20 protein-coding genes and 1 tRNA gene are annotated in these 22646 nt (G+C 44.1%); 6 read left to right on the forward strand and 15 right to left on the reverse strand.

Annotated features, from left to right (window positions below; all coding sequences use genetic code 11):
* Positions 1–116 precede the first annotated feature (116 nt).
* Positions 117–1079, forward strand: coding sequence for a 2-hydroxyacid dehydrogenase (locus tag KN811_RS03200; RefSeq protein ID WP_187966908.1), 963 nt, complete (start codon positions 117–119; stop codon positions 1077–1079).
* Positions 1080–1291: 212 nt separating this feature from the next.
* On the opposite strand, the gene KN811_RS03205 is transcribed toward KN811_RS03200, so the two are convergent.
* The 7 genes from KN811_RS03205 to KN811_RS03235 form a co-directional block, all read right to left on the reverse strand.
* Positions 1292–2542 carry an RNA polymerase sigma factor gene (locus KN811_RS03205; protein ID WP_345725297.1) on the reverse strand — a complete coding sequence of 417 codons (1251 nt, stop codon included), beginning with the start codon at positions 2540–2542 and terminating at the stop codon, positions 1292–1294.
* Positions 2543–2544: 2 nt separating this feature from the next.
* On the reverse strand, positions 2545–2886 hold the full coding sequence (locus KN811_RS03210; protein WP_187966907.1) for a YciI family protein: 342 nt from the start codon (positions 2884–2886) through the stop codon (positions 2545–2547).
* A gap of 88 nt (positions 2887–2974) precedes the next feature.
* A complete protein-coding gene (locus KN811_RS03215) occupies positions 2975–3370 on the reverse strand; it encodes a hypothetical protein (RefSeq protein ID WP_187966906.1) in 396 nt (131 codons plus the stop codon).
* Positions 3354–4109, reverse strand: coding sequence for a class I SAM-dependent methyltransferase (locus KN811_RS03220; RefSeq protein WP_187966905.1), 756 nt, complete (start codon positions 4107–4109; stop codon positions 3354–3356). Before KN811_RS03220 ends, KN811_RS03215 begins: the two co-directional genes overlap by 17 nt.
* Positions 4100–4834, reverse strand: coding sequence for a DUF2071 domain-containing protein (locus tag KN811_RS03225; protein ID WP_187966904.1), 735 nt, complete (start codon positions 4832–4834; stop codon positions 4100–4102). Before KN811_RS03225 ends, KN811_RS03220 begins: the two co-directional genes overlap by 10 nt.
* Positions 4831–5226, reverse strand: a complete 396-nt coding sequence (locus KN811_RS03230; RefSeq protein ID WP_187966903.1) for a DoxX-like family protein — start codon at positions 5224–5226, stop codon at positions 4831–4833. Before KN811_RS03230 ends, KN811_RS03225 begins: the two co-directional genes overlap by 4 nt.
* Positions 5223–6401, reverse strand: coding sequence for an alpha/beta hydrolase-fold protein (locus KN811_RS03235; RefSeq protein ID WP_187966902.1), 1179 nt, complete (start codon positions 6399–6401; stop codon positions 5223–5225). Before KN811_RS03235 ends, KN811_RS03230 begins: the two co-directional genes overlap by 4 nt.
* 243 nt (positions 6402–6644) lie before the next feature.
* Between KN811_RS03235 and KN811_RS03240 the strand changes: the two genes are divergently transcribed.
* Together KN811_RS03240 and KN811_RS03245 are read left to right on the forward strand one after the other, a co-directional pair.
* A complete protein-coding gene (locus KN811_RS03240; protein WP_187966901.1) occupies positions 6645–7490 on the forward strand; it encodes an SDR family oxidoreductase in 846 nt (281 codons plus the stop codon).
* A gap of 77 nt (positions 7491–7567) precedes the next feature.
* Entirely contained in the window at positions 7568–8482 is a 915-nt protein-coding gene (locus tag KN811_RS03245; protein ID WP_187966900.1) for a helix-turn-helix domain-containing protein, read from the forward strand.
* Between the two features lie 296 nt (positions 8483–8778).
* On the opposite strand, the gene KN811_RS03250 is transcribed toward KN811_RS03245, so the two are convergent.
* From KN811_RS03250 to KN811_RS03285, 8 genes are all read right to left on the reverse strand, one after another.
* Positions 8779–8861 (reverse strand) — tRNA-Tyr (locus KN811_RS03250).
* A gap of 151 nt (positions 8862–9012) precedes the next feature.
* Complete coding sequence (miaA, locus tag KN811_RS03255) at positions 9013–9951, reverse strand: tRNA (adenosine(37)-N6)-dimethylallyltransferase MiaA (protein ID WP_187966910.1); 939 nt, start codon at positions 9949–9951, stop codon at positions 9013–9015.
* A 16-nt stretch (positions 9952–9967) separates the two neighbouring features.
* The gene (locus tag KN811_RS03260) at positions 9968–10837 is read right to left on the reverse strand and encodes an ion transporter (protein ID WP_187966899.1); all 870 of its coding nucleotides are present in this window, start codon (positions 10835–10837) and stop codon (positions 9968–9970) included.
* A gap of 57 nt (positions 10838–10894) precedes the next feature.
* Entirely contained in the window at positions 10895–12274 is a 1380-nt protein-coding gene (locus KN811_RS03265; protein WP_187966898.1) for an exonuclease domain-containing protein, read from the reverse strand.
* 94 nt (positions 12275–12368) lie between these two features.
* Positions 12369–13028 (reverse strand): YggS family pyridoxal phosphate-dependent enzyme, encoded by a 660-nt coding sequence (locus KN811_RS03270; RefSeq protein WP_187966897.1) that lies wholly within the window; start codon positions 13026–13028, stop codon positions 12369–12371.
* Positions 13029–13105: 77 nt separating this feature from the next.
* Positions 13106–14341, reverse strand: a complete 1236-nt coding sequence (locus tag KN811_RS03275) for a DUF1015 domain-containing protein (RefSeq protein ID WP_187966896.1) — start codon at positions 14339–14341, stop codon at positions 13106–13108.
* 136 nt (positions 14342–14477) lie between these two features.
* Positions 14478–15365, reverse strand: coding sequence for a 3-hydroxybutyryl-CoA dehydrogenase (locus tag KN811_RS03280; RefSeq protein ID WP_187966895.1), 888 nt, complete (start codon positions 15363–15365; stop codon positions 14478–14480).
* A 73-nt stretch (positions 15366–15438) separates the two neighbouring features.
* Positions 15439–16398: a Gfo/Idh/MocA family protein gene (locus KN811_RS03285; RefSeq protein WP_187966894.1), complete on the reverse strand. Its 960-nt coding sequence runs from the start codon at positions 16396–16398 to the stop codon at positions 15439–15441.
* A gap of 334 nt (positions 16399–16732) precedes the next feature.
* Here KN811_RS03285 and KN811_RS03290 point away from each other — a divergent pair, with 334 nt between their 5' ends.
* The 3 genes from KN811_RS03290 (at position 16733) to KN811_RS03300 (ending at position 22643) form a co-directional block, all read left to right on the forward strand.
* The gene (locus KN811_RS03290; RefSeq protein ID WP_187966893.1) at positions 16733–19912 is read left to right on the forward strand and encodes a SusC/RagA family TonB-linked outer membrane protein; all 3180 of its coding nucleotides are present in this window, start codon (positions 16733–16735) and stop codon (positions 19910–19912) included.
* 11 nt (positions 19913–19923) lie between these two features.
* Complete coding sequence (locus tag KN811_RS03295; protein WP_187966892.1) at positions 19924–21426, forward strand: SusD/RagB family nutrient-binding outer membrane lipoprotein; 1503 nt, start codon at positions 19924–19926, stop codon at positions 21424–21426.
* Between the two features lie 329 nt (positions 21427–21755).
* Complete coding sequence (locus KN811_RS03300; RefSeq protein ID WP_187966891.1) at positions 21756–22643, forward strand: alkaline phosphatase family protein; 888 nt, start codon at positions 21756–21758, stop codon at positions 22641–22643.
* Positions 22644–22646 lie beyond the last annotated feature (3 nt).

A 22646-nucleotide genomic window follows, 5' to 3' on the forward strand; every position in this document is an offset into this window, starting at 1 on the left:
TCCAATTTTTTAAAACTTATAAATATACTGTTAGAAGGAGGCAAAACAAGTCTGTACATTTATTTTTACTACTTTAAAGCCGTGGAAAAACAGATAAAAACCGGAAACAGACAACAATGAAAGTATTCGTGTCCCGCAGAATTCCTGAGAAGGTGATCGGGTTCCTGGAAGAACAGGGGCTGGAGGTAATATATAATAATTCGGACCAAAAGATGCAGCAGAGCGATCTTATAGCAGCCTGCAAAAAAACAGATTTGTTATTGAATGTAGGGAGTGTCGGACTCAATGCATATTTTATGGAGTCGTGTAAGCATCTGAAAGGTATTGCCCTGACCAGTGTGGGGTATGACCATGTAGATTTAAAAGCCGCTGCACATTATGGTATTCCGGTGTCCAACACCCCAGATGTATTGAGTAAAACGACGGCCGATACAGCTTTTCTCCTGATGCTGGCCACTTCCCGAAAAGCATTTTTCCGGGCCGGGCAAATAGAAAAAGGGGAGTGGAAGGACAAGGGCTTCCTGTACGAACTCGGAACGGAGATAAATGGAAAGACCCTGGGGATCTTCGGATTGGGCAGGATAGGAGCGGAGTTTGCCAGGATGGCCAGGGCAGCTTTCGGAATGCATATTATTTACAACAACAGAAGCCGAAATGCGAAAGCCGAAAAACTTGTAGATGCACGTTATGTAGGCTTTGATGAACTACTTGAAGAAAGTGATGTACTTTCCGTACATACCAACCTCACTTCCGAAACACAGTACCGTTTTAACAGGGACTGTTTCCGGAAGATGAAGAAAACATCCATATTTATCAATACGGCAAGAGGTAAGATACACCACGAAAGCGATCTTATTACCGCCCTGGAAGAAAGGGAAATATGGGGAGCCGGGCTGGATGTAACAGATCCGGAGCCCATGCTTCCGGACAATCCCCTGTTGCAGATGTCCAATGTCTGCGTTTTGCCCCATATAGGCTCCGCGACCCTGGAAACACGAACAGCCATGGCCACCATGGCGGCAAAAAACCTGGTGGCCGTGTTCAAAGGAGAAAAAATGCCCCAGGCCATCAATTCCTGAATAACGGAGGGTTTATACTATTTTTAGCTTAATTAACGTGAATAATGTTTAAGCCCTTTGGATCAAAAACATTTAAAAATTGCAACCTTTGTTTGAGATTTCTAACAGGCTCCTCTACTTCGACAAGTGATATACTGAGCTTGCCGAAGTAGAGGAGCCTTTTTTCTTATCCATTATTAACGTTAATTAGTTTACATTACGCTTATAGAGCGTTATCTTCCGTTTTTTTCTTTCAGCCGTTCAATTTCTTTGGACAGGGTTTGTTTTTCAGTTTTGGATCTGGTCAGGTTAATGGCTTGTTTGTAATGGTCAACCGCCTTATCAATATCCAGCTCCGCATACAGATAGCCCAGCAGCTCGTGGTAATAATTACTTTCGGACAGGTTTAATTTTTCTGCTTCGGGGATGGCTTTTTCGCGTCCGTACACTTGGGCGAAGGCAAATATTCTGTTCAGTGCAGTTATTTGCGAATATTCAATTAAAATAAGTTGATTGTACAATTGCAAAATATGCGGCCACTTTTTTTCGCCTGTTGAAGCCGTGTGCCAGTACGCAATACCTGCTTCCAGGTGATATGTTGAGATCTCATTTCCGTTGGTGGCGTTCACCAGGTAGTAATTACCCTTTTCAATGAGCGATTTGTCCCATAGGCTTTTGTCCTGTGCTTCAAAAAGTACGGTTTCACCTTTGTGGTTTGTCCTGGCTTCCAGCCGGGAGCTCTGGAAACACATCAATGCCAGTAAAGCATTGGTTTGTGGCGTATCTGTCAATAGGTTTTCCGTTAGCAGCAAAGCAAGTCTTACTGCCTCGGAACACAACTCTTTTCTGATGAGCTGATTGTTGGTTTTGGAAAAATACCCCTCGTTAAACAGCAGGTACAGTGTTTTTAAAACAGTGTCCAGCCTCGATCGGATTTCGGTTTCGCTTATTAACCTGATCCGGAAATTGTCGTTGCGGAGATTGGTTCTTGCCCGTTGCAAACGCTTTTTGATGGTCTCTTTTTTGGTAAGAAAGGCATTGGCTATTTCTTCTACACTAAAGCCACAAAGGATTTGAAGCGCCAGGCAAATTTGACCTTCAGGAGGATTGTTAGGGTTACATACCGTAAAGATCATGGCCAGTTGACTGTCTGCAATAATCTGGTCGCTAAACTCAAGCTCCTTTTCTTTTTCGTGTTCACCGGGTTTTAATGCCGGTCTGATTTGCGTTTCAAAAACAGAAATATGTTTGAAATAATCTTTTGTCTTGTTTTTCGCAACCGTATAAAGCCAGGCTGCCGGGTTATCCGGAACCCCGTTCATGGCCCAGTGTTCGGAGGCTTTCAGGAATGTGTCGCTGGCTATGTCTTCGGCGATCTCAATGTGCTTTAAACCAAAATGACGGCATAAAACAGCCGTCATTTTTGCATATTCCTGCCGGAACAGATGTGGTAAAAGGTCGTTATGTGATGTTGGCCTGCCCAATACTAATCGCGTTTTAAAACTTCACGGACTTCAATGTTCCCCCCGATCTTAAAAATCGGGTTTTCTTTTGCCATTTCAACCGCCTCGTCAATGGTTTCTGCTTTTACAACGACAAACCCGCTGATAAATTCCTTGATCTCAGTATAGGGCCCATCCGTTACTACCTTGTCAGCTTTTACGGTTTTGGCACTTCCGGGAACAGGTAAAAGCGTTGTGCCTTTGCCTGCCAGTTTGTTTTGTGCGGCAATACTTCCCAGCCAGTTCATCCGTTCCTGCATTTGCTCGGGCGAAGGCTTAAAGTCGGTAATGTCTTTGAGTCTGAAAATTAATGCAAATTCTTTCATTTTTAAAATTTTTAAGTTCACCCTAATGACGGCTGACATTTTAAAATGGGGACAGGGTTTCTTTATTTTTTTATCCTGGAAGAATTTTTTACTCTAAATAGTTTATCCAGAATACTGCGCTTAAATATATCCACAGCCCGCTGAAGATAATATGAATCATTGTTTCAAATGTCTTCCCTTTCCACAGCTTTGACGAATAGCCAAAGAATTGAACAAACAATCTTATGCCCCAAAAGACCCCAAACCCAAGTGAAATGGTCTTGCCAAGTTTTGTTTCTATAAGTTCTGTTGCTGAAGTTAGGCATAAGAGCCCCATTAAAAAAACTACAAGTGCAATGAAAAAAGTATGAACGATCATCATTTGCCGGTTTATTAAACTCAACGATTTTAATTCATCGTTCCATTTGAAGTATTTTGGGAAGATGATGTGAACTAAAGCTAAAGCCATTAATAAAACCCCGATTATTTTAAAATGTATCTCCATTCTTTTCCAATACAAAAGTCGTTATAAATGGCGTTGTTCTAATTTCCTGTTTTACGCTCAGGTTGGCCTGTTCAAAGGTTTGCAACCAACTTGACCTGGAGTGAAAATGTAAAAAACCAATGGTATACGCCATAAAATTATTCAGGTCTCTTAAATGTTCGGTTACAAATATCTGTCCCGTTGTTTTTGTAACCCGGTTAAGTTCTTTAAAAAAGTCTGTCCTTTCTCTTTTGTTCCTTATTTCGTGTGCTGATAAAACAGCTAAAGCATAATCAAAAGAACGGTCTGAAAATGGAAAATTATCTGTTGTAACCCGGATAGTGTTGTCTTTGGGAGGATAGGCTTTTCTTGCTCTTTTGATAGATATTTCTGTGTGCCTGAAGGGGTTATAGAAATCGCACACGGTTAAGTCGCTGTCCGGGTATTTACTTTTAATAATTTCACTTGTCTCGTCAAATCCCGCATTTATGTTCAGAATGTTCTTGTGGTCAGCATCTTTAAGCCACTTAAGTTGGTAAAGGTCTGAAATATCATAGATATAAAATGAAATGATCAATGAAACGATTATGGTCAAGGTGGCGAGCAATGCAATCCCCAGGGTAAAAGACTTTACGGGTTCCGGTAAATGTTTCCTGAATACAATTAATAAAGCAAGAATAAGGCCGGCAACCAAATAAAAGTGCCAGTTAAAACGGATGATGTTGAATACTCCCTGTAAAGGATTTCGTTTTAGTTCCATTTTTCAATTCTTCCTTTTTTCCAATAGTACGGAATATTCCTGATCTCAAATGCGTTGGCCAGAACCATACCTTTAAGGTTTAGCTTATTCAGAAATTCGACTTCATAGCTTTTTACTTTTACAGGCTTGGGTTTCCAGTTTTGCCGGACTCCCTCAATGATTAAAACAGTATTATCTTCTTTGTTGTAAGTAAAAGTAAAGGGCAGGGGGCCAGCAAATTTTCTTGCGTCTTTCCAGTCGATAAAGGGTGATCCGTCAGGGATTTTTACATGATCTTCGGTTTGATCGATTTCTATCTGAAATTTCGATCTCTCCGATTTTATGGTCAATAAGTTTCCTGTTATATTTTGTTTGATGTCGGTTGTTGTATAATTGTAATGTGTAAAAGTATTACCCAATATCTCCATTTTCTTCTTGTCTGTCTCTGATTTGATGATATACAAGCCTCTTAGCCGTTTTCCGGCTATGTTGGAATAACGAACAAAAATGCGATACCCTATAAGAAAGAAGTTATTCCCCATAAACTTTGGAAATCCCTTTGGTCGCAGTTTGGTTGTCTGAACCATTGCCACAGCGATAAATGCCCATTTGTCCTGAAATGTATCGAGTTCCAGGCATTCGGGAACAAAATGTTGAAGTTGTTCTTTAGGTACGGCAAAAGTCAGCACAAGAGAACGCTCAAAAAAAGCCTCCACTGCAAACGGATGATTTTTTAAAAACTTCATGGCAATGTTTGCAGTTTTAATTTCCGGTTCAAAACAAATTCATTATAGTAAACAAGCCCGACAAACAGTAACGCAAAAACAGCGTTAAGTCTGCCCCAGAGTAGCAGATCGGGAGTTAAAATAAACTCTAAAGTATTCATTATTACTACAATTATTATTTGAGTAATAGCATTGAATTTTGATTTAAACCTGGTCAAAACCCAAATTCCCATAATAATTTCTGAAAAGCCGATTAAAATAGTCAGATGCCTTGAATGATCTTCTCCCAGAATTCTTGCAACAATTTGCTGGTGTCGGGGAACAAGGTTCAGCATTTTACAGACAAGGCCGTTGATAAGCCAGACTCCCGTAATAAAAAATGTCAGGATTCTATATGTGTTTATAGCTGTCAATCCTGACTGTTTGCTTTAAGTTTCTTCAGCATTTCTTTTCCACCTTTATTATCAGGATTTAAAGATATTGATTTTTCATAATGATCTATGGCTAGCTGTCTTTTACCCTTTTTCATGTAGGCTTCCCCCATACTGTCATAGGCATTCCATGAACCGGGATAGTTTTTTATATTCTGTTTGAATATTTCAATAGCAGCATCGATATTATTCGATCTCAGTTGTTTATAGCCGTAGTTATTCATAAAATCTTCCCGGGGTACCATCGTATAGCCAAACTCTTCCGACAATTTATCAAAATGTGACCGGATTTCGTCATAGGTCATATTTGCTGTGGCATAATTGTCTATAAACCAGTTTTTACAGATGAATTTAAGAGCATCGAACATGCTTTTGTAAGTCACGGAAAAATGATTTTCGGCTTCGTATTTTTTAAATTCCCAATCCATACTTTCGGGCGCGAACATCCTTAGTTGCTCGACGATGGAATCGACAGCCCGGGTATTTTCATTTCCGATCGAGATAAAAAATTTATCAGACAGATCCTGGTGACTTTTCAGGAAGGATTTAAAATCGTCGAGTATTTTTGTGTTTCCGCCATCCATGCCAATGGCCGGGCTCATCAGTATTGTGGCATTAAACAGGTCGGGATTTGTTACCTTAGTGTATAAGCTAAAGAGCCCGGCCAAAGAATGTCCGGCTAAAATACGATAAGGGGCAGTCCGGTAATTGGTATCGACATAGGGGATAAGCTCGTTTTGTATAAATTGCAGGAATTGATGTCCGCCGTCAGTGTTTGATGTTCCCGTACGGTCTGTTTTTCCGTTGAATAATTGAACAGGTGTAAGGTCTCTTCCACGGTCGATATTGGGAATGGCGATCACGATCATTTCGGGAATCCTGTTCCTGTCATAGCCTGAAAGGTAATCTACAAGGCCGGAAACATATTTGAAGTGTCCTTCACCATCCAGCAAATAGAGTACAGGGTAAGGTTTTTTGGTCGAATTATATGCTGCGGGCAGATGTACCCAGATACTTCTCGGTTCGTTCAGCATTTTTGAATGGAGCAGCAATGCATTATCGTTATTTACCGGAATGCTGTCCGGTTGTGCCCGGGCAACACAGGACCATAGAACAGCGAGAAACAGGAGGGGATAAATTTTTCTCAATAAGATCATGCTATTAAATTTTGTTTTGGAAAGCACCCCGTAACAGGTATGAGATTTTTTAACGCACCAGGTGAGGCTTATGTAAATGTAAATCAACACACACAAATATACATAATTAGATACCTTATAGAGCCTTCCCTGAAAAATGTATAAAAAACATAATATTAGATTTGGCTAACACAGGCGTAGATATGGAAAAATAAATCCGCCCCTGACTTGCCAACTTTGTCCTGTAATTTAAAAACAATAATTATGGATACTAAAAAAGTTTGGTTTGTTACGGGAGCCTCCAAAGGCTTGGGATTGGCACTGGTGAAAAGATTATTGGCCGAAAACCATTATGTCGCCGCCACTTCGAGGACGGTTGTAGCCCTGAAACAGAAAATATCCGATGTCTCCGATGTTTTTCTTCCGTTGGAAATGGATATTACAAACGACCGGGAAGTAAAAGAAGCTGTTGAAAAAGTAACAGCTCATTTCGGACAGATTGATGTTGTGGTAAACAATGCCGGATATGGCCAGACCGGAACCGTAGAAGAACTATTGGACCGGGAGGTAAAACAAAACTTTGATGTCAACGTCTTTGGTGTGGCAAATGTCATTCGTTATACGGCGGCTCACCTCCGCCGGCAAAGGTCCGGTCATATTTTCAATATTTCATCCGTTGGAGGTTTTGTCGGCAGTTTCCCGGGATTTGGGGTTTATTGCAGCACCAAGTTTGCCCTTGCCGGTCTTACGGAAGCATTGGCCGAAGAAATGAAACCTTTCAATATCCGTACAACCCTTGTTTATCCCGGGTATTTCAGGACTGACTTTCTTACTTCAGGTTCTATAAAAACCCCGGAAGCTCCCATTGATGCTTATACAGAAGCAAGGAGAGCAGAACAGGTTCATTTTAATGAAATCGATGGAAACCAGCCCAACGACCCTGAAAAAGCTGCCGGGGTTATTCTTCAGTTGAGTGAATCGGATAATCCTCCTGTGCATTTCTTTATGGGAGAGGATGCCTGTCAATTTGCACAGCAGAAAATAGCCACGTTGCAACGGGCACTGGACGAAAATAAAATCTTGAGTTGTTCTACGGGATTTAAAAATTAAAACATAAATTTATAGATGATATGGCCCGGGGATTTTGTCCTGAATTCCCGGGGCCTTCAATAATTACTTTTGCAGTGATGAAAACTACGCTTCAGTTCAATTCGATCAATGAATTTCATGAGTTTAGCAACCTGCCTAAACCAGAACATCCGCTAATCAGCCTGATCGATTACAGTATGGTGCAATATCCGGAGGATTATCACAGTATCAAATGGATACAAAATTTTTATTCCATTGGTTTAAAACGGAATGTATGCAAAAAATTCAATTACGGGCAACAACCTTATGATTTCGGGGAAGGCGTTATGGCATTAATAGCACCGCGGCAAATCCTTCACATTGAAATAGACCCGGATGCAAAAGCCGACCCTTCCGGATGGTTATTGCTTATACATCCTGATTTTCTGTGGAATACGGACCTTGCCGGGAAGATCAAAAAGTACGATTTTTTCGGATATGCGGTCAATGAAGCCCTTTTTCTTTCGGAAAAAGAGGAAAATATGATGATTGATATTTTTAAAAATATTCAGCGCGAATATCAGTCTAATATCGATAAATTCAGTCAGGACATCATTATTGCCCAGATAGTATTGTTGCTCAATTATACCGAACGTTTTTATGAACGGCAATTTATTACCCGTCAGATTACCAATCATAAGATACTGGGCCGGCTGGAAGATCTGTTAAACCGTTATTTTGATGCGGATGACCTGATCGATAAAGGCATTCCAAGCGTGAAGGAAGTAGCGGACCGGCTGAACCTTACACCTAATTACCTGAGCAGTTTGCTTAAAGTTCTGACAGGGCAGAGTACACAACAGCATATTCACGGCAAATTGATTGAAAAGGCGAAGGAAAAACTGTCTACCACCGGGCTTTCAGTAAGCGAAATTGCTTATGAGCTGGGGTTTGAATACCCGGCATCATTTAACAAATTATTCAAATCGAAAACGACTTTATCTCCTTTGGAGTTCAGGAGGTCCTTTAATTAACTTGTAAGGTTGATGGAATGATTATGTTACGATTGGTTTGTTTGAAGTCGGAGGAGAGTAGGATTACTTTGCTGTCGTCGCCCGGTGGTGATCCGTAAGGGTGCCCCTTACTCAAAGTTTTCAAAACGCCGCCTTACAAAAACGCTGTGTACTTTTTCACGTCAGCTTTTTCAGAACAACCAGGATTACCTCGCTGTCGCTCGGTGATCCGTAAGGGTGCCCCTTACTCAAAGTTTTCAAAACGCCGCCTTACAAAAACCTATCGGCTTTTGACGCCGGCTTATTTGAAAACTTTGTGGGGAGAGCAGGATTCGAACCTGCGAAGGTAAAAACCAACAGATTTACAGTCTGTCCTCGTTGGCCGCTTGAGTATCTCCCCGAACCTATATATAAGAACGTCCGCATGGCAAACGAACGGTGCAAATATAGTGCGGTTTTGCGATTGTGCAAGGAAAAAATAACGGAAGTTTACACCGGAAAACACAACTGTTTGAGTATGAAAACCGTCCGGGGGTGAAAATAATTGATAATCACCGCTTACTAACTATCCGTGCAGAAAGATCGCCAAGTACCTCCCGGATGTCACACTCGTGATCGTACCAGGTAATATCTTCCTGTTTCCGGAACCAGGTAAGCTGGCGTTTGGCAAAACGGCGGGTGTTCTTTTTAATTTCGGAGATGGCAAATTCCAGGCTGCACCGGTTTTCGAAATATTCAAATAATTCCTTGTACCCCACGGTCTGTAAAGCGTTGAGGTGTTTATAGGGGAAGAGGGATTCGGCTTCCTGTAATAAGCCGTTTTCTATCATGATGTCCACCCTGCGGTTAATACGGTCGTAAATGATCTTCCGTTCTGCCGTCAACCCTATGATGATGGGTATAAAGTTCCTTTTTTTTGTCTTTTGGGATAAAAAGGAAGAATAGGGCTGGCCTGTTCCTGTACAGATCTCAAGTGCTCTGATAAGCCTGTGCGGGTTTTCCCGGTCTACCCGCTTATAGTAATCCGGGTCCAGTTCTTCCAGCCTGGCCTGAAGGGAAGCCAGGCCTTTTTCCTCAAGATCACGGTTGAGTTGTTCCCGGATCTCCGGGGCCACTTCCGGAAATTCGTCGAGCCCGTTCAGCACGGCATTGACATATAAACCGCTCCCGCCTGCCATAACGACCGCCTTATTGTTGCGGAAGAGTTCGTTGAGCACCGTCATGGCTTCCCGCTCAAAATCCCCGACAGAATAGTCGTCAAAGATGCTTTTGTGCTGTATGAAGTGGTGAGGGACGGTCGCCAGTTCTTCTTCAGCCGGTACTGCGGTCCCGATATTCATTTCCCTGAAAAACTGCCGGGAATCGGAAGACAGGACCTCGGTTTGAAAATGCCTGGCTATTTCAATGGCCAGTGATGTTTTTCCGATGGCGGTGGGGCCTACAACGGTTATCAGGTATTTGTTTTTTTCCGGTCTTAAGGCTCTGGGCATATTGGTTTTGAAAGCATTAAAATAGTTGTTCCGTATTGTCCAGGGGGCTGCCACAATGATGGCAATACCGCGCTCCTGCAATATGGTTTTCGGTATTGCATTGGCTGCACATATTTTTCCTGACCACCGGATCTGTTTGTTCATTTTCTCTTGTTCTACGCTTGCTCCTGGCATATTCCACAGTGACGATCCCGGTGGGGACTGCAATGATCCCGTATCCCAGGATCATGATAAGTATGGCGATAAACTGCCCGAGTTCCGTTTGCGGGGCAATATCACCATAGCCTACCGTGGTAAGGGTTACGATGGTCCAGTAAATACTCCTGGGAATACTGGTAAACCCGTTTTCTTCTCCTTCAATAATAAACATCAGCGACCCGATAACCACCGAGATAATTAGTACGGTATATAAAAAGACCGCTATTTTGGTCCGGCTTGCTTTCAGAGCTGTCTTTAATTGAGAAGCCTCTCCGATAAACCGCATCAGTTTCATGATCCGGAACACCCGTAGCAGGCGTAACGAACGGATCGTGGCCAGCACGTGGGTACCTGTAAAGAAATAGGAGAGGTACATCGGCAGAATGGCTATGAGGTCTATAATGCCGTAAAAACTAAAAATATAAGTCCAGGACTTTTTGATGGTAATGATACGGAGAATGTATTCTGCCGTGAAAATCAATGTAATGACCCATTCGGAGATCAGCAGGATTTCGTGGTATTTCTGGTCTATTTCCTCTACGCTTTCCAGCATAACGATAAGAATGCTGAGCATAATGAGAAAGAGTATAATTATATCAAACAGCCTTCCTGCAGGGGTGTTGGTACCGTATATGATGACACGGGCCTTCTGTTTCCATAATTCGTATTTGGTCTTGGTCGTTTTCACTTTTTTGAGTGCAGTACAATGAATGATGATAGCGGACTATCATCGTGTAAAAATTATTTAAGGGGCAAACTCCACGATCTTGTACCCGTTGTGTTTTCTCAGGTACATCTGGATAATATGTCGGGCATCGGCATTGTTTTTCATGGGGGTAAGCACTTTTTTCAGGATGTCAATATTGTTTACCTGATAGTTTAAGTCATAAAACGCAATTCCTTTAAAATCATTGTTTTCTATCATAACAACACTTCGTTCTCCGGTTGCTCTTCCTTTGTGGATAATAAGCATGTTTTTGTGGGGATAGCTGTATTTTTTTACGGCTTCTTCCACACGCTTATTGTATGTTTCTGCGGGTTCGAGGTTTATACAGGCACCGTTGCATTTCTGTATGGTGTAGTTAAAGCAATGTTTTTTGGAGTCGGACAGTCCGTTGAGTTTATTGCACAGGGTAAATTCTTCCGTGAGTTTGTATAATGTGTTTTTGGCTTCGTGGACGGATGTAAAGGTGGTGACGGGTTTTTTGGCTGCAGGGGGCCGGCCGTTGAGTTGCTCGGCAAACAATTCGGTGTAACCGCTGCCATTTTGTTTTTGAAACAGGCCGTAGGAAAACAATTTGCGCTTTCTGGCCCTGTTATATCGTGGCTGGTTCTTTTTTATTTCCTCGTTCTCCTTTAAAAGGGCTATGAGTTCGTTCCCCGTTTCCTCGTAGGTAACAGCCACGACCTCCTTTTGGATGAACCTGGCTTTTTTGGAAGTCCGGGTAAAATGCTGGTTTACCCGTTTTCTGATGTTTTTGCTCTTGCCTATATAGATAATGTTGCCGTCTTCCTTGTGGATGTAGTAAACCCCCACGGTTTCGGGAAGTTTTTCCACAATATTGAGCAGCTTTGGGGATAAGGTACCTGTATTTTCAGATTTTATACTGTGCTTTACGATGTCTTTTGCCTGGTCTTTGGCGAGCAACAGTTTAAAGAGCTTTACCGTGGCCTGGGCATCGCCACCCGCCCGGTGTCTGTCACTTACGGGAATACCCAGAGAGCGTACCAGTTTGCCCAGACTATAAGACTCGGCATCGGGAATGAGTTTTTGAGAAAGCTCTACCGTACAGATCGTTTTTCTTTTGTAGTCAAAACCGAGCCGGTGGAATTCTGTTCTCAAGATCCGGTAGTCGAACTGTGCGTTGTGGGCCACCAGGATACAATCTTCGGTAATTTCCACAATGCGCTTGGCCACTTCGTAAAACTTGGGGGCCGACCGTAACATGTTGTTATTGATCCCTGTGAGATTTACTACAAAGGGCTGTATTTCCCGTTCGGGATTGACAAGGCTGATAAAACGGTCCGTGACCTTATGCCCGTCATATTTATATATGGCAATTTCCGTAATGCCTTCTTCATTATATTGCCCACCTGTGGTTTCTATGTCTAAAATAGCGTACATACTCCCTTTCCCCCCTGGGGAATTATGGATTTCACTTCTTCTTATAATTTCTTTTTTATTCCGGGCTTACCGTTGTCTCCGTATTTTCCGGAGATCAATGGTAATTCCGCGCCCCAAATATACTACTTCCTATTCTAACCATGGTACTGCCGCAATCTATGGCCATAGTATAATCGCCACTCATTCCCATGGATAATGTATTTATTTCGGGCCTGTTATGTGCTATTTTAACGAAAAGGGACCTGAGAGTCTGGAATTCTCTTTTTACCTGGTCCTGATTATCCGTAAAGGTTGCCATTCCCATTATCCCCGTGATCTTAACATGTTTCATGGCCTGAAATTCTTCAGATTCCAGCAGGGCAAGGGCTTCTTCTTCGCTCAGGCCGAACTTGGTGTCTTCTTCCGCAATGTGTATTTGCAAAAGACAGGAGATCACGCGTTGGTGTTTTGCGGCCTGTTTCTCTATTTCCTTAAGCAGTTTAAGGCTGTCCACACCGTGGATGAGGGAGACAAATTCGGCCATATATTTAACCTTGTTGCGTTGCACATGACCTATCATGTGCCATTCCACATCCCCGGGCATTTGCTGCCACTTTTCGGTCATTTCCTGTATTTTGTTCTCCCCGAAGATCCGTTGCCCGGCATTATAGGCTTCCATAAGGTCACTTATGGGTTTGGTCTTGGACACCGCTACCAGGGTAACGTGCTCCGGAAGCTCATTTTTCAGGTTTCTGAGGTTTTCGGAAATACTCATTTTTCAGTTTTAGCTATTTACAAGCAACAAATCTAACATCTAATATCTAAAGTCTAAAATCTAAAATCTATATAAACCTAAAACTCATAGATCGTCATCCCGCTGCGTAACTTGGGCTCGATATATGTGCTTTTCGGCGGCATTTGCAGGCCTTCGTCCGCTATTTTTTTGATCTCATCTATCGTTACGGGCAACATACCGAAGCCTACATCGTATTTGTTCTTATCGATCAGTGATTTCATTTCCACAACATTGTCTTTCCCACAGCCATACGCGATGCGGCCGTCGTTCCTCAGGTCTCCGATACCGAGGATAGGCTCCAGGATGGTCTTGTAAAGGATCTGGGTATCCAGAGTACTCAGGGGGGCGGAAAAGTCATAGATCGTTTTCCGGAGATAGAGCGAATAGAACTCTCCGTCCAGGTACATGGTAAAGTGGTGTTTTTTAGAGGGGCGGTAGAGTTCTTCCCCGCGGTTTTCAATACGGTACCACTCGTCCAGCCGGATCAGGAAATCTTCTTTGGAAAGGCCGTTAAGCCCCTTGATCATCCGGTTGAACTCATAGATCCTGAGATCGGATTCCGGGATAAAGTAGCTCATAAAATAATTATAAGCCTCTTTGCCCGTATGCCCGGGATTTTCCGTTTTCAGGTTATCCGCAAGCAAACAGGAGGAGGCCGAACGATGATGTCCGTCCGCGATATAGATATCACCTATTTGCTCAAATTCCTTTTGAACCACAGCTATTTTTTCCGGGTCGGAGAGCTTCCACAAGAAGTGTGTTATCCGGTCGGTCGTGGTAAACTCATATTCAGGAATGGTGGAGGTTATGTCGGTTATGATGTTTTCTATAAGATTATTGTCCGGGTACGTAAGAAGTACCGGTTCCGTATTGAAACCTACGGTTTTAAGGTACTCCATAAATAACTCTTCGCGCGATTGTATGGTGGCTTCGTGCTTTTTAATGATATTATTCCTGTAATCCCCGGCACTTGCACCACCCAGGATACCGCAGAAGGTATGTTTTCTTGTTTTTTGCTTATAGATATAGAGTGAAGGAGTTTCGTCCTGGATAAAGATGTGGTCTTCCCGGAACTCCAGGTAACGGTTACGCACCAGTTTAAAGCGGTTCTCTCCCGAAACTTCCCGGTGATATTTATAGCCGGGGTTTACGATATGTAAAAAGGAGAAAGGATTGTACTTCAGCCGGGATTCCCGTTCCTTCCTGGAATAACTTTCATAGGAACGCGAGGCTACCAGGCCCACTTTGTCTTTTGTGGGGCGAACGGCTTTGAAGGGTTGTATTGTTGCCATGAATCAAAAAATCTGTTTTTTTAGGGGTTATACCCAAACGTTAAGAGGCAGTAGGAACCATCCTTTCAGCCTAAAAAACCTAAAACGTCCAACCGGTAGAGACGCACGGCCGTGCGTCTCTGACCAGGTATCTATTTTAAGAAAACATTTTCGATATTTTTTCCGCCTTCTTGTTTTCGGAATAATCGTAAAACCCTTCGCCCGATTTTACGCCCAGTTTCCCGGCAGTCACCATATTCACCAGCAGGGGGCAGGGAGCGTATTTCGGGTTTTTAAACCCGTTGTGCATTACGTTGAGAATGGACAGGCATACATCCAGCCCAATGAAATCGGCCAGTTGCAGCGGGCCCATGGGGTGTGCCATTCCCAGTTTCATCACCGTATCTATTTCTCTTACACCGGCCACGCCGTTATACAGGGTCTCGATAGCTTCGTTGATCATGGGCATTAGGATACGGTTGGCTACAAAGCCGGGGTAGTCATTGACCTCTACCGGGACTTTCTGCAGCTTTTCGGACAATTCCATAACGGTTCGGGTGGTTTCGTCCGAAGTGTTGTATCCTCTTATGACCTCTACCAGCTTCATAATAGGTACGGGGTTCATAAAGTGCATGCCTATAACGCGCTCCGGTCTATGCGTCACCGCTGCGATCTGTGTTATGGAAATGGAAGAGGTGTTGGTGGCCAGAATGGTGTCTTCGGGACAAAACTCGTCGAGCTGACGGAAAATATTCAGTTTCAGTTCATGGTTTTCCGTGGCAGCTTCCACGACCAGCCCTGCGTGTTCGATGCCCTTTTTTATATCGGTGGAGGAATGGATATTATCCAGGGTCCTGGTCTTGTCTTCTTCAGTGATTGTACCTTTGTTTACCATCCGGTCCAGGTTTTTCCCGATGGTGGCCAGCCCTTTGTCCAGGGCCTTTTCCGAAATATCGATAAGCTGTACTTTAAAGCCGAATTGTGCAAACGTATGGGCAATGCCGTTACCCATCGTTCCGGCGCCAATGACTGCAATGTTTTTCATATACTGTTTTTATGTGTTAAGTGTAATAGTTATATGCAGGTGTAATGTATATGCCTTCCGGGAGTAGCCGGGATCAGAAACTCGCAATGACTTCCAGGGCCACTTTCAGGGCTTCTTTGCCCTGGGTGAGGGTAACGACAGGAGTAGTGTTGTTCGCTATGGCATCGGCGAAAGTCTCCAGTTCGTCGAGAATGGCATTGTTCAGGGATATTTTTGGGTTTTCGAAGTATATCTGTTTTTTAACGCCCTCTGCATTTTGCAGGATAAGTGCAAATTCATCGGCGGTTTTCGGGGCGTCTTTCATCTTCACCACTTCGACCTGTTTTTCCAGGAAATCTACCGAAATATAGGCATCCCTCTGGAAGAAACGGGACTTGCGCATGTTCTTCAGGGAGATCCTGCTCGCCGTGAGGTTGGCCACACAACCATTCTCGAACTCGATACGGGCATTGGCAATATCCGGGGAATTGCTGATCACCGATACCCCGCTGGCATTGATGTTTTTTACCGGGGAGTTGACCAGGCTGAGGATAATGTCGATATCGTGTATCATAAGGTCCAACACTACCGGAACATCGGTCCCTCTCGGGTTAAATTCCGCCAGGCGATGGGTCTCTATGAACATGGGGTTGCTGATCTTGTCCTGTACCGCCATAAAAGCAGGGTTGAACCGCTCCACATGGCCCACTTGTCCCTTTACGCCGTATTTTTCCGCAAGTGCTATGATCTCATTGGCCTCCGCAACCGTTTTGGCTATGGGTTTTTCTACAAAGATGTGCCTGCCTTTTTCCAGGGCCTTCTTAGCACAATCGAAATGAGAAAGGGTGGGGGTAACAATGTCCACCACATCTACGGCATCGATCAGTTCTTCTATGGAAGAGAAAGAGGTATACCCGAATTCCCTGGCTACTTTTTGTGCATTTTTCTGATTGGGGTCGTAAAAACCAGCCAATTCGTATTTATCGGATTGGTTAAGCAATCGAAGATGAATCTTTCCCAGGTGCCCGGCACCCAGAACTCCGGCTTTAAGCATAGAATTAATGTTTTGAACAAAAATAAGGTTATTCACCGAAATACACCCAATAATATCTGCTGTTTATAGGGAAAAATCCGGAGTTTTCCCCAATGTAACAGGATTGCCGCGCTAAGGGGCGTAACCTTCCCGAGACTTTACATTAAGACCATATATCGCTTTCGACTTTACTTGAAATTAACAATTTGATAACTATTTATTGTAAAAATATTTTACTTATATGAAAATTTATATATAATTTAGTCAAAAATTATTCACATAAGTAAAACAACTGATTTTCAATACTCCACATTGAATGTGCTGCTAAACCAATTAACTAAAACCTAATAAACCAATGAAAGCAAAAAAGATCAGATGCCTGGGCCTGTTACTGCTTGCAGGAACACTTCCGGGCCGGGGGATGGAAACCGCTGAAGAGGTCTCCCGGATCGAAAGAACAGTCCGTATCATGCAGCAAACCGTAAAAGGTGTGGTTACGGATGAACAGGGGATTCCTTTACCCGGAGCCACGGTCCTTATTAAAGGGACCAAACAGGGAGAAGTGACCGATTTTGACGGGAATTTCAGCATCGAGGCTGCTCCGGGAAATGTATTGGTCATTACCTACGTAGGTTACGAGCCACGTGAAGTTACCGTAAGTGACCAAACCGATATTAAAGTAGTACTAAAGAGTACGGATACCCGGCTGGACGAAGTCGTGGTCACAGCATTAGGGATTAAAAAAGAAAAGCGAAAAGTAGGCTATGCCGTGCAGGAAGTAAAAGGAGAGTCCCTGCAAAAGGCCATAGCTCCCAATGTGGTGGAATCTTTAACAGGGAAAGTTGCGGGGTTGACCGTTACAAACAGTAATGACTTCTTTTCCGACCCCGGTATTTTTCTCCGCGGAAAAGAACCCCTTATTGTTATAGACGGAGTACCTACCGATACCGATATGTGGAATATCAGTCCCGATGATATTGAGAGTATTTCCGTTTTGAAAGCGGCATCGGCCTCTGCCCTTTACGGTTCAAGGGGGATTAACGGGGCCGTGCAGATCACCTTAAAATCCGGCGCCTCTGCTCCCGAAGGGGTAACGGTTTCGGTAAATTCATCAACCACTTTTCAGGGCGGGTTTATCCGTATTCCCAAAGTGCAGAACGAGTATGGCCCGGGTAATGCCGGTAAATACAGTTTCGGCACCGGCTCAGCCGGCGGCGGAGGCATCAATGATTTTGACTATTCTATCTGGGGCCCTAAGTTCGACGGCAGGCTTGTTGCCCAATACGATTCCCCGATAGACCCTGAGACCGGCGAGCGTATCCCTACACCCTGGGTAGCCAGGAGTACCAATAATTTAAAACACTTTATGGAAACGGGGCTGGTGAGTTCTACAAACGTCACCGTGCAGAGCAATGGCGAAAAAGGTTCCCTGCTCATATCCAATACCTACAAACACTCCAAGGCATCGCTGCCCGGGGCCAAACTGGATATCAACGTGACCCGTATCCGCGGATTGATCAACATGTCGGATAAGGTATCCCTGGAGGGTTCCCTGCAATACGACTATCAATATTCGGATAACAGGCCCCGGGCCAGTTACGGACCGCATTCACCCATCTACACGCTGGCAATCTGGGGCGGTGCGCATTTCGATGTCCGGGATTTTAAACACGTCTGGGAACCTGGTAAAGAAGGTATTCGCCAGGATTTTGTGGAACACTGGAGGTATAACAACCCCTATGCCATGGCCCACGCCTGGAAAAAGCCCTACACAAAACACGATGTCCTGGGATATTTAAAGTTAAATTATAAGATCAGTGACAAGGTCAATGCCTATATCAGGACCAACCTGAATGTCTGGGCAAGGACAGATGACGAGGAAATCGCCGTAGACCTGTATGATTACGATATTCCGGACAGGGGAGGCCGGTACAGGCATTCCGAAGATAACCTTTTCGAATCCAATACCGATTTCCTGATCACTTATAACGATAAATTCTTTAACGATGATTTTTCCATCGATGCCACGCTTGGAGGGAACCAGAGGTTTTACCGGTATAACAGCAGCTATGCGACTACTACACAGTTAGTGGTCCCTGGAGTGTTTAAACTGGACAACTCGGTGGACAAGGTCACCCCGGAAAGCGAAAAATTCAAAAAAGGAGTATACAGCGGCTACGCTTCGGTAGATCTGGCCTATAAAAACTGGTTTTATTTCGGAGTAACAGGAAGGGTAGACAAATCTTCGACATTGCCGGAAAAAAATGATACTTTTTTCTATCCGTCAGTTTATTTTAGCACGGTTTTGAGTGACATATTCAACCTCCCGGAAACCATAGATTTTTTAAAATTAAGGACTGCCTATGCAAAAGTGGGGGGAGATATTGATATTTACGATGCTGTAAATTCATATGATACGGGAGATAGATACCGTAACCTTCCGATAGCAACTTATCCGGATATTATTGATAATCCCGACCTTGAACCTTCCTTTAACACTTCTTACGAATACGGTATAGAGGCCAAGTTCTTTAATAACAGGTTCGGATTTGATTTTTCTTATTATGAAAACAACTATGGTCCGGGGATTTTTAACCAGCGGTTTTCCCGCGCTTCGGGATATGAAGGTATCCGCCTGAACGGAAGGACCACACAGCGAAAAGGAATAGATTTTTCGGTAAACGCCACCCCGGTACGAACAGACAATTTTTCATGGGACCTCCTCTTTAATTTTGACAGGGGAAGGGATTACCTCACGTCGCTTCCGCCACTTCCGGACGGTACTCCTCAGGAAAGGGAAGGCAGAACACCCGTGGGAGGACGTTTATACAATTACTGGTATTCGGATTGGGAAAGGTCTCCCGACGGACAACTGGTCATACAGGAAAACGGCCTGCCCAAAACAACCGATACAGACAGGCTGATAGGCAATACCCAGTCCGATTTTATAGCCAGTGTCAACAATACGCTGACCTATAAGAATATATCACTGAATTTTTTACTGGACGGCCGTTTTGGTGGCATTACTTACGATCGCTATGAAAGAGATCTCTGGCGCTCAGGAGCGCATCCCGATGCCGTGCACCCGGAAAGGGAATTGTCCAATATGGCTTATGCCAATGGCGAAAATGCAAAGACCATGCAGATACCGGGCGTAAAAATAGTGAGTGGGGAAATAGCCTATGATCCCGAGGGCAATGTTCTTTCCGACACCCGGGAGTTCGCCCCCAGCGATTACAAAGTGGATTACCAGACCTGGGCCACAGGATATAAAGCAGCCTGGCAGAACAATGTCATTGAAAAAACCTTTATTAAACTAAGGGAAGTGTCCCTGACCTATACATTTCCTTCTTCCCTTTTGGAGAAAACGTTTTTTGACCGGGCTTCCATTTCCCTCATAGGGCGAAATCTCTGGTACTGGACCAAAGACGACACCTACGGTGACCTGGACACCTATACCATGAGTACCGGAGATACCGATCTGCAGATGCCCTCACAAAGGACATACGGGTTTAACATAAACTTACATTTCTAATTCAAAAAGTCATGAAAACATCAAACCTTATAAAATCTGTGATTCTACTGTTTTTCGGAGGCATGGTTACCGGCTGTCTGGATTATGATGAACTGCGGGAGAACCCCAATGACCCTGTATCGGTACAGCCAAACCTGCTGTTTACCGAGGTGACCCCTGGTCCGTCGTCCTCATTTTCCGGGCTTTACAGGGATTCTCAATATCACAATTATATAGCTGCCGACCTGGGAGTGTCTCCTCCGGTAAACTACCGTTACGGAAGCAATAGCTTTAATTATGACAAATTACGGAATATCGACAAAATGGAAGAAGAGGCGGAGTTGGCAGGCAGGCCTGTTTACGCTATCTTAGCTAAGTTCCTCCGGGCATATTATTATATAGATATGAGCAGGGAAATGGGAGATGTTCCGTTATCAGATGCCATGAAAGGCGCCGAAGTACCGCAACCTGAGTACGACTCCCAAAAATCGGTATACATTCAATGCCTGAACTGGCTCGATGAAGCCAATGAAGAACTAGGGCAGTATATCCAGGCCAATCCCGGTGAAATCATAGACGGTGATTTCTATTTCGGCGGAGACCCGGTGCAATGGCAGAAAGCGATCAATTCGTTTACCATACGCGTGCTTATCTCGTTAAGTACAAAAGCCAATGACCCCGATGTGGATGTCAGAGGGCGTTTTTCCAGGATTATAGCCAACCCGTCGGCATATCCCCTGATGACCGGCCCGGCAGATAATATGCAGATCACGCACCGGGATGAAGATGGCTTCAGGGGGACCTATCACCCCAATAACCAGATACTCGTGGAAGGAGTGATATACGCCGATACGTATATTGACCTCCTCAAAGCATATGAAGACCCCAGGCTTTTTAAAGTGGCAGACCCTACGCCAAAAGCTGTGAAAGCAAATCCGGATAACCCGGAAGAAGTGAGGAATGATTTTAATTCCTATGCAGGTTCCGATATTTCTATTGGCCTGGAGGAGAACAATGCCATGAAAAGCAACGGAGAGTTTTCTTACCCCAATGCAGACCGTTTTTTAAATTTTGTCGGGCAGCCGTCCATACTTCTGGGTTATGCCGAACAGGAACTGAACATTGCCGAGGCCGCCAACCGGGGATGGATCACCGAAGATGGGCAGACCCATTACAACAATGGTGTAAGAACTTCCATGGAGTTTTACGGTGTGGTATCAGAGGATATTGACAATTACCTGGCCCAAAAGGCTCCTTATCAATCGGGAGAAGAAGGGCTAAGACGGATACACCGGCAAATGTACCTGGCCTTTGCCGAGAACTCGGACTGGGAAGCCTGGTTCCTGCACCGGCGAACAGGAGTCCCTGAATATAAGTTTTCCGGAATTAACAATGTAGAAAAATTTCCGCTGAGATGGGCATATCCCACAGCAGAAGATACGGACAATCACGAAAATTATAGGGCAGCCCTCAAAGCCCAGTTCGGTACTGAAGTAGACGACAGGGACCAGGTCATGTGGTTGATCAGGGAATAAAGGAAGATATTAGATGTTAGACGTAAGACTTAGGACTTTAAAATGGGACTCTCGGGGCAAGCCCTTCGGTAAATACTATACTGAATTATCTGTACTGAACCTGCCTGCGCTGAGCCTGCCTGTACTGAGCTTGCCTGCACTGAGCTTGTCGAAGTGTCGAAGTATCGAAGGACTCAGGACAGGCTCCATAAAGCATTCAAATAAAATAAACCATAAATCTAAAATCTCATGTCTAATATCTCATGTCTTATGTCTTGAAGTCCTAAGTCAAAAAATAACGGATTTCAGAATTTTTGTCATGTACTAAAACTAAACCCAATAACTTAAAGATGAGAAAACACTTTATTACGGCAGCATTATTAATATTGTCAATCAGCCTTAACGCTCAGATCAAAGAAGTCAAACACGTGGTGCTTGTCGGCTTTGACGGGTTTGGAGCATATGCCGTTCCGAAAGCGGAGATGCCCAATCTAAAAAAAATGATGAACGAAGGAGCCCATACCCTGAAAGCGCGATCGGTACTGCCGTCGTCCAGCGCCGTAAACTGGGCTTCCATGCTGATGGGAGCCGGTCCCACCATGCATGGCTATACCGAATGGGGAAGCAAAAAGCCGGAGATACCTTCCGTAACCAAAACAGAATATGGCCTTTTTCCAAGTATTTTCAGCGTTATCCGGAAACAGAAACCCGAAGCAAGGACCGCGGTCATATATAGCTGGGGTGGCATCGGCTACCTCATCGAAAAAGAAGCCATAGACGATGTGATCCCTACGGATGATGACGATGAAGCTGCCCTCAGGGCTGCCATACAGACCATAACGACCCAAAAACCCCTGTTCACCTTTGTCCATTTTGACGAACCGGACGTAACAGGCCACAATATAGGCCATGATACTCCGGAGTATTATGCCCAGCTGAAAAAAGTGGATACCCGTCTCGGAAAGATCCGGGCTGCCATAAAGGAAGCAGGTATGGAAAAAGAGACCATAGTTATTGTTTCGGCAGACCACGGAGGTATCGACAAGGGACACGGAGGAAAGACCCTCACGGAAGTGGAGATCCTCTGGATCATAGCCGGTCCCGGGATCGCCAAAGGAAAAACACTGGAAAATACCATAATCACTTACGACACCGCAGCGACCATAGCCTGGATACTGGGACTAAAAACCCCGCAGGCATGGAGAGGCGCTGTAGTAAAAGAAGCATTTAACCGATAGCAC

The sequence above is a fragment of the Sinomicrobium weinanense genome (assembly GCF_018863395.1).
GTDB lineage: Bacteria > Bacteroidota > Bacteroidia > Flavobacteriales > Flavobacteriaceae > Sinomicrobium > Sinomicrobium weinanense.